Origin of the sequence: Nocardiopsis suaedae (assembly GCF_027706745.1) — a bacterium.
GTDB lineage: Bacteria > Actinomycetota > Actinomycetes > Streptosporangiales > Streptosporangiaceae > Nocardiopsis_A > Nocardiopsis_A suaedae.
Map to the genome: position 1 here is coordinate 1 of NZ_JAQFWP010000120.1, position 6,935 is coordinate 6,935.

Here is a 6,935-nt window from a genome sequence, read left to right on the forward strand (position 1 = left end):
GCCGACAACGCCACCGCAAGGACCGCCGACCTCCCTCGTCGCCGCCATCCCCCCCACGCCCCGACCACCCGCCACCCGGCCGGGACCCGTCAGCGGGGAACCACCCGAGCCGCCGCCTACCTGGACCGCGAGGGGCCCGGCGCCCGGCAAGCAGGCCCGGGGAACCGCCCCGCTTCCGCCGTCGCCGCCAACCACCCGGACCACGCACACGCCGCGCAGCCGACAACGCCGCCGCAAGGGCCGCCGACCTTCCTCGTTGCCGCCCGCAGCTCGTGTTCCGTCGGCCTGTTCCCCGGTCGGGGGTCGGCCCCCGGCCCCGCCTACTCTCTCCGGGCCGCGTCGTCCAAGGCGCCCGCCCGGACCGCGTCGTGGACCGCGCGTGCCGCGCGGCCGCCCCAGCGGGAGCGGGGGCCGCCGAAGGGGTCCGGGGCCTGGCCGGGGACCTCGGCCGGGCACGCCACGCAGATCGCGTCCGAGGCGGTCCCGGTGCACGCGTACCCGGCCCCCATCACCGCCTGCACCTTCGCCTCGACCACCGTGGCCAGCAGGTTCGCCAGCCCGGAGTCGGACAGCGGCGCCGGGACCGCCACCACGATGTTGATCGTCCCCGGCCGCGGCCCCGCAAGGGGGACGTCCAGCCGCAGCTCGTCCAGGTCCGGCGAGTCCGCCGCCCAGGTGGGCCGCCCGATGCCGACGGTGGCCAGCGCCTCCGCCCCGTCGTCGGCGGCGAACCGCGCCCGGGACACGTCGGCGGCGGTCATCAGCCCCACCCCGCGGCCGCGCAGGCCCGAGCGGGTCGCGATCCGCCGCAGGTGCGCCGCCGGGTCCAGGCGCCGGTAGTCGCCGGAGACCTGGGCGTTCACCACGAAGGTCCGCTCGCCCAGCCCGCCGCCGAGCACCGCGGAGGAGAGCATCCGCCAGCCGGGGCCCACATCCCAGGCCAGCGCCCGCAGCTCGCGCCCGTCCTCCTGGCGCGTGTGCAGGCGCGGTGAGATGAGCGCACCGCCGGGTACCGCTGTCGTCCTGTCCAGCCTGTCCACGGCGCGACTTTAGCGGTCCGGGGACGGCTCCGGGCGGTGGGCCGCCGCCGTGGCGGCCGCGCACACCCAGCCCAGAGCCGCGCCCCACACCACTCCGGCCACCGCGCCGCCCGCCGCGTAGGCCGCCCAGCCCAGCGGACCGAGCCCCATGACGGCCGCGAGGGCCGCGCCGCGCGGCACCCCGGCGAGCGCCGTCCCGAGGGCGAAGGCGCCCCACGCGGACAGCGCCGTGCGCACCCGGCCGGCACGGGGGCGGCGCCGGACCGCGCGGGCGGTCAGGGCCCCGGCGGCGGCCGCGAGCACGGCCACCGCCAGCAGGTCGGCCAGGAACAGGGGCCAGGGCCCGCCGCCGATCGGAAACGCCCGCAGGGGCGGCGGGCCGTAGGGCGCGCCCAGGGCGGAGGGGACGACGAGCCAGGCGGCCCGCGCGTTGAACCAGGTGAGGAAGGCCGCAGAGCCGAACAGCAGGGAGGGGGCGAGGGCGGCGAGCGCGGCGGCGGTACCCGCGCGCCGGGAGGGGAAGCCCGCCGGGCTATTGCGAAATTCTTTCACGTTTTGCAGGATAGTGACTCAGGTCTCACAGGGACAGGGTTCGGCGGGGACTCCCCTCCTCCGCCGGAGCCCTGGTGGGACCGTGCCCCCCCTGGATCCCGTCGGGGCCGCCCCGGACGCGCATCGCCGGGGCGGCCCCGGCGGGGGCCATCCCCCCCGGAGAGGTGAGCGTGACGCCCACGACGCGAACCCGGCGCCCCGCCCTGCGGGCCGTCGCCGTCGCCGCCGCACTGGTCCTCGCCACCGCCGTCGTCGCGACCGCCACCCGGACCGAGCCCGGCCCCGTCCGCTACATCACCGACGACCAGGGGCGCGCCCTCTTCCTGCACGGCTTCAACACCTCCGGCTCCGCCAAGGACGACCCCGAGTCCCTCCCCTGGATCACCGAAGAGGACGTGCAGCACGAGTACGACACCATGGGCACCAACTTCGTGCGACTGCTCATCCAGTGGAGCGCCGTCGAACCGGAGCCCGGCGCGTACGACGCCGACTACCTGGACGCCGTGGCCGAACGCGTCGACTGGTACGGCGAACGCGGCTACCACGTCCTCCTCGACATGCACCAGGACCTGTACGGGGCGGCGGTCTCCCCCGAACGGCACTCCGGCAACGGGGCCCCGGACTGGGCCACCGACACCGACGGCCTCCCCGTCGCCGAGCAGGACATGTGGGAGCTGGTGTACCTGGAGCCGGGCACCATGCGCGCCTTCGACCACTTCTGGAACACCACCGGCGACCACCCCGAGCTGATGGGGCGCTACGCCGACGCCTGGGGCGCGGTCGCCGAGCGGTTCGCCGACGACCCCGCCGTCATCGGGTACGACCTGATGAACGAGCCCTTCGGCGGCAGCCTGCAGGGGGCGGCGTTCGAGAGCGGGCCGCTGGCCGAGCTGTACCGCCGCTCCACCGAACGCATCCGCCGGGCGGACACCGACACCTGGATCTTCGTCGAGGGCCAGGCCGTGGGCGTGAACTGGGGAGCACCGTCGGCGCTGCCCCGCCTGGACGACCCGCGCCCGGGAGAACCGCGCATCGTGTACGCGCCGCACGCCTACCCGCTGCCCATGGACCTCGGCCGGGCCTACACGGGCTCGGGGCGCGACCAGGTGGACGCCGCCATCGCCCTCTGGGAGCAGAACGTCCGGGTGACCGCGGAGCGCCTGGGGGCGCCGGTCGTCCTCGGCGAGTTCGGCCTGGACATGTCCGGGGAGGGCGCGGGCGCGTACGTGGACAGGATGCTCGACGTCACCGACGGCATGGCGACCGGCCGGGCCTACTGGTCGAACGACCACGACGGGTGGGGGCCGTGGGCCGACGAGGAGCTGACGCCCGGCCCCCTCGCCGAGGTGATGGACCGCGCATACCCGCGCGCCGTGGCGGGGCGGCCGGTCGGCATCGCCTACGCCCCCGGGGGGCCGGAGCTGACGGTGCGGTTCACGGCGGATGAGGACGTCACCGGCCCGACCGAGGTGTACCTGCCGGAGGACGGGTTCCCCGACGGGGGCGAAGCGGTGGTCACGGCGGAAGGCGGGGCGGGGAGCACCGTCGACACGACCGAGGAGTGGGACGCCGAGCGGCGGGTCCTGTCCATCGGGATCGCCTCACCCGACGCCGGGAGGGAGTACACCTTGGCCGTCCGCCCAGGGTGAGCGGCGCCCCTGCGACGCCCCCCCGGGAGCGGGAGCGGATCACCAAGGCCATCGCCGACCTGGAGTTCTCCCGGGCCGCGCCGGACGAGGTCATCGACGCCGCGCCCGCCGACATCGCCGAACGCGCGACGGCCGCGGGGCCGGATCCCGCGTCGGCGCGGTGACCGGTCCGCCTCGCGCCGAGGAGGTCCGGACGGCGAGTTATGGACTGCATGATCCAAAAAGTGTTAGCGTTCCCGTCATGGGACGACCCCGGAAGTTCGACGAGGAGCGCGTCGTCGAGGCGGCGAGCCGCGTCTTCTGGCGCAAGGGCTACGAGGCCGCGTCCACCGACGAGCTGTGCGCCGCCACCGGCCTGACGCGCAGCAGCCTCTTCAACGCCTTCACCTCAAAGGAGCAACTGTTCAGGCGGGCGCTCGCGCACTACCTCGCCGACCGCTCGGACCGCCAGGCGGCCGCGCTCGACGCCCCCGACGCCTCCGGCGCTGAGCGGATCCGCCGTGTGTTCACCCTGGTCATCGAGGACGAGGCGGCCAACCGCGGAGGGCCGGGCGAGGGCGGCCCCGGCTGCTTCTCGGTCAACACCATCACCTCGATGGCGCACCTGGACCCGGAGATCGCACGGCTCGTCGAGGCCGACGTGGAGAAGCGGCTGTCGGCACTGCGCCTGGCCCTGATGGACGGCCGGCTGGACGGGTCGGTCACCTCCGGGCGGGACCCCGCCGACCTGGCCTGGTACCTCAACGCGGTCATCTCCGGCATGCGCATCTCCGGGCAGGCGGGGGCCGGTTCCCGGACCCTCGAAGCCGTCGCCGCCACCGGGATGGACGCGCTGACGGCCTGAACGGCCTGAACGGCCTGAACGGCCTGAACGGCTCGCGGACGGAGGTGCGGCGCGGTCGGCGCCCCCTCCGCCGTTCCGCCGATCCCCGGCCCACCCGCTCGGGAATGCACGGCCGCACCCGGCCGGACGTGCACCCGTGTTTTGGACTGCATGATCCAATACTGGAAGGAGACCACCATGGCCCGGACCGCGCCCGACGCGTCCGCAGCGATGACCGGGGAGGCGGCCCCGGCGACAGGGCCGACAGAGCCCCCGGAGCCCTTGGAGCCCCCGGAACCGGAAGGGGCCGGGCGCCGCCCCCGCCTCCCCGACAAGGTGCCGCCGACCGTCCACCTCATCGCCCTCGGCATCTTCACCATGGTCACCAGCGAGTTCGCCGTCGGCGGCCTCATGCCGCAGATGGCCGAGGGCCTAGGAACCGGCGTTCCGCGGATCGGCTACCTCATCACCGCGTTCGCCCTGGCCATGGCCTTCGGCGGCCCCATCGCCACCACCGCCCTGCACCGCCTCCGGCCGACGGCGGCCCTGCTCGTGCTCTTCGCCGTCTTCTTCGCCGGGAACGCGCTCGCCGCGGCCGCCCCCGGCTATACCGCGATGCTCGTCGCACGGATCATCACCGGCGCCGCGTCGGGCGCCTTCTTCGGCGTCGGGCTGAGCGTGGTCGCCCGGATCACCCGCTCCGAGCTGCGCGGCCGGGCCACGGGCATCGCGATGCAGGGGCTGATGGTCGGCACGCTGCTCGGGCTTCCGCTGTCCACGTTCGTCGGTGGACTATGGGGGTGGCGGGCCGCCTTCGCCGCGATCGGCGTGCTCACCCTCCTCGTGGCCGGGGCGAGCGCCGCCGCCCTCCCCCGCCTGGAGCACCAGGACGGGACGGGGGACCTGAAGCAGGAGGCCGCCGTGTTCCGCGACCCGCGCCTCCTGGGCGCCATGCTCTCCTCGACCCTGATCATCGGGGCGACGTTCGCCGCGTTCTCCTACTTCACCCCCATCCTCACCGAGCTCACCGGGTTCTCCCGGGGGACCGTGCCGCTGCTGCTCCTGCTCTACGGGGCGGCCACGGTGGCGGGCAACGCGGTCGTCGCGCGGTTCGCCGCCTCCCGGACCCTCACCGTGATCGGCACCGGGCTCGCCCTGAACACCCTCTTCCTGACCGTGTTCGCGCTGGCCGCCGAGCACGCCGTTCCCGCCGTCACCGCGATGGTCGGGATCGGCCTCGTCGGGGTGACCATGAACCCGGCGATGATCACCAGAGTTCAGCGGGCGGGGAACGCCCGGCCGCTGGTGAACACGGTCCACTCGTCGTTCATCACGCTGGGCGTGGTGGTCGGCTCCTGGGGCGGCGGGGTGGCGATCGACGCGTTCGGTCTGCGCGCGCCGCTGTGGACCGGGGCCGCCCTGGCCCTCATCGGGCTGGTGACCCTGCTCCCGAGCGCGGTGAAGGCCGGGAGGGGCTGACACGACCTCCCGGTCCCCGCTCCGCTCGTCCCGTCCCCGCGGGGCCCGTCCTTCCGGAGCGTCTCGGGAGGGCGGGCGTCAGTCCCACCAGAGGAACCAGTCCCCGGACGGTGCGACCCTCTCCGCGAGGGCGTCGGCGGAGCCGATGCCCTGCAGAACGATGTCCGGGCAGTACGCGTACATCTCCATCGCGGCGAGGGCGGCCCCACCGGGGGATGTCGGCGCCCGGTCGACCACCAGCTCGATCACGTCGCCGGTCATACCGACCATCTCCGCGCCGTACTCCTCATGGAAATGCCGGAGTACGGCCATGTGCTCATGGCCCTCGATGCCGCGGTTGCCCGCCCCGTCCCACCGGAGCAGCGCGGGCACCTCATGGCCGGCGCACGCCCGCACCAGCATGAGCAGGGTCGTGGGAGAGGCCACCGCCCAGGGGGTCGACGGCTCCGGCTCGAAGAGGACGTCCCTGTCGGCCCCGGGCGGACCGGAGGCCTCGGGGAGACGGGTGAGGCGCTGGGCGAGATCGGCGGCGTCGTGCACGAGGCTGGGCACCGGTTCATCGCCGGGAGAACGGTCGGGGAACGTGCGGACATAGAGGTCCTGGAGGAGGCACACCGGGTTGTGCTTGTTCCCCAGTGACAGCGCGGAGGCGTCGACGGAACCGTCGAGCATCTCCCAGGGGGTGAGGGTGGCCGAGGGGGCGCCGCTCAGGACCGGCCACCAACCACTGGAGTCGTGGAGCGCTCGGAGAGAGGACCAGAGGGCGAGGACGTCCTTCTCGGGGACACGGGCGGCGTAGACGGGGGAGCCTGCAACGTCCACCGCGACCCGATCCATCTGCGGGAGCGGGCAGCCGCGCTGCGCGCACGCGGTGCGCAGTACGGGGATCGGCATAGGAAGGTGCATGTCGCGACCCTAGGGAAGCGTGAGGACAAGCAGGGCGGGATCTGACGAAACCGTTGGTGCGCGCGGGGCGGGGACGGCTCCGGGCCGGGTGTCCGGACCGGGCCGGTGAAGGGTGAGGGGAGGCCGGGGGCGGGGAGGCGCAGAGCACAGTGAGCGGGTCCGGATCCGGTTTGGCGTAGGGGATCCGAGCGGCTATAGTCGTCCAGGTCGCTCTGAGCGGGACCGCGAGGTTCAGGTTCGGGCGGCGGTCTTTCTCGGTCGAGGCGAACACCGGTCGGAGCACCGGTGGGCGTGACCACCTCCTTCCGGAATCCGGAACACCCTGGTCCGAGCACCGGCGAAACCATGGCATACTTGCCGAGGTCTTCACGCCGTTCTCGCTCCGGGGAAAACCGGAACAAAGGACGGAATCAGGAAAGAACCGGAACAACCCGCCGATTTGGCGGGCCGGGGAACACCTGATAAAGTAAAGACACAACAAAGCGG

General features: G+C 74.1%; 7 protein-coding genes. 4 read left to right on the forward strand and 3 right to left on the reverse strand.

Annotation, left to right across the window (positions count from 1 at the left end; genetic code table 11):
* Positions 1-320: 320 nt before the first annotated feature.
* Both O4U47_RS30815 and O4U47_RS30820 read right to left on the reverse strand, forming a co-directional pair.
* A complete protein-coding gene (locus O4U47_RS30815; RefSeq protein WP_270681524.1) occupies positions 321-1,040 on the reverse strand; it encodes an adenosylcobinamide amidohydrolase in 720 nt (239 codons plus the stop codon).
* A 9-nt stretch (positions 1,041-1,049) separates the two neighbouring features.
* On the reverse strand, positions 1,050-1,592 hold the full coding sequence (locus O4U47_RS30820; protein WP_270681525.1) for a hypothetical protein: 543 nt from the start codon (positions 1,590-1,592) through the stop codon (positions 1,050-1,052).
* Positions 1,593-1,762: 170 nt separating this feature from the next.
* Here O4U47_RS30820 and O4U47_RS30825 point away from each other — a divergent pair, with 170 nt between their 5' ends.
* The 4 genes from O4U47_RS30825 to O4U47_RS30840 all read left to right on the forward strand — a co-directional run bounded on the left by O4U47_RS30825 (position 1,763) and on the right by O4U47_RS30840 (position 5,543).
* Positions 1,763-3,241, forward strand: coding sequence for a cellulase family glycosylhydrolase (locus tag O4U47_RS30825; RefSeq protein WP_270681526.1), 1,479 nt, complete (start codon positions 1,763-1,765; stop codon positions 3,239-3,241).
* Positions 3,238-3,405: a hypothetical protein gene (locus O4U47_RS30830; RefSeq protein ID WP_270681527.1), complete on the forward strand. Its 168-nt coding sequence runs from the start codon at positions 3,238-3,240 to the stop codon at positions 3,403-3,405. The genes O4U47_RS30825 and O4U47_RS30830 overlap by 4 nt, the downstream gene beginning before the upstream one ends.
* 77 nt (positions 3,406-3,482) lie before the next feature.
* Entirely contained in the window at positions 3,483-4,085 is a 603-nt protein-coding gene (locus tag O4U47_RS30835) for a TetR/AcrR family transcriptional regulator (protein WP_270681528.1), read from the forward strand.
* A gap of 150 nt (positions 4,086-4,235) precedes the next feature.
* The gene (locus O4U47_RS30840; RefSeq protein ID WP_333563677.1) at positions 4,236-5,543 is read left to right on the forward strand and encodes an MFS transporter; all 1,308 of its coding nucleotides are present in this window, start codon (positions 4,236-4,238) and stop codon (positions 5,541-5,543) included.
* 78 nt (positions 5,544-5,621) lie between these two features.
* On the opposite strand, the gene O4U47_RS30845 is transcribed toward O4U47_RS30840, so the two are convergent.
* Entirely contained in the window at positions 5,622-6,449 is an 828-nt protein-coding gene (locus O4U47_RS30845) for a DUF4253 domain-containing protein (protein ID WP_270681529.1), read from the reverse strand.
* Positions 6,450-6,935: the final 486 nt, after the last annotated feature.